Source organism: Pseudoalteromonas sp. SG41-5, assembly GCF_014164495.1.
Taxonomy (GTDB): Bacteria; Pseudomonadota; Gammaproteobacteria; order Enterobacterales; family Alteromonadaceae; genus Pseudoalteromonas; species Pseudoalteromonas rhizosphaerae.
In genome coordinates, this window is the sequence record NZ_JACJFH010000248.1 from 1 (window position 1) to 1,034 (window position 1,034).

The 1,034-nt window shown below is 39.1% G+C and carries 1 protein-coding gene; it reads right to left on the minus strand.

The window, feature by feature from the left end; genetic code table 11:
* A partial coding sequence (locus H5232_RS23395) for a glycosyl hydrolase family 28-related protein (protein ID WP_310736904.1) occupies positions 1-874 on the minus strand: 874 nt, incomplete at its 3' end.
* Between the last annotated feature and the right edge of the window lie 160 nt (positions 875-1,034).

Genomic DNA, 1,034 nt, shown 5'->3' on the forward strand with positions numbered 1-1,034 from the left:
GGTCACAACTTTCTGGATCACAGCCGTCTGAATTAGGACCATGGCTTGAAAAATTGACGTTATCAACCGTAACACTTTGGCATAAAACCGGGTTCACTAACCAAAAAGGTGAGTTTTTAATTGTTACGCCTTCGATTAAAATATTTTTACATTTATACGGTTGAATAAAAGGAGGGCGTAAATAGGCACCAGTACTGTATATACGTTGGCTGACAGGCACACCAGCTTCGGCATCAACCATTAACTGATCACGTGCTTCACGCTGGTGCAATACTTTACCTTGGCTATCTTTAATTAAATCCCAATGACCTTCCTTGTGTGGTCCCTTCCAAGGCCACCATGTTTGGTTATCACCATTTCCTTGCAGTGTTCCTTTACCTGTGATGGCAATGTTTTCTTGTTCATAAGCATAAATCAGTGGTGAGTAGCCCATCATTTCTAAGCCTTCCCAGCGAGTAAATACCTCTGGTAAGTAATGATTAGGATCAGTGCTGAAACTTAATATTGCCTTATCAGCCAAGTGTAAATTTACGTTAGAAAGTAAATGAATGGCACCGGTCAAGTAGGTGCCATTTGGAATGTAGACCTGACCACCTCCTTGTGCGTGGCAGGCTTCAATGGCGTTTTTAATGGCCTGTGTACAATCATGTTGACCATTTTCTTTTGCACCAAAGTCTTTAATATTAAATTGCTTAGCAGGGAAGGTTGGGACGACTATCTTAGCTTTTATATGTTCAGCCATTTGCCAATCGTCTGCGCTAATAGGCGCTTCAAAAACATTGAGCAAAGGCGCTGACTGACAGCCCATTAAAGTTGCTGTTACCAAAGTGCTAGAAGCTAATGCTTTAAGAAAATAGCGTCGTTGATTATTCATCTTGTATCCTGCTGCTGTAATTGGAATTATTATAATAGGTTAACATTAGCAGTTATTGCCACCGGTGGCAATGTGATTTTACTACAAAGTTTAAATTTTCAAAGACTTATTGTTTTTGAAAAAGTTATTTAAAATTAGTGACTAATAAAATAATCGATAG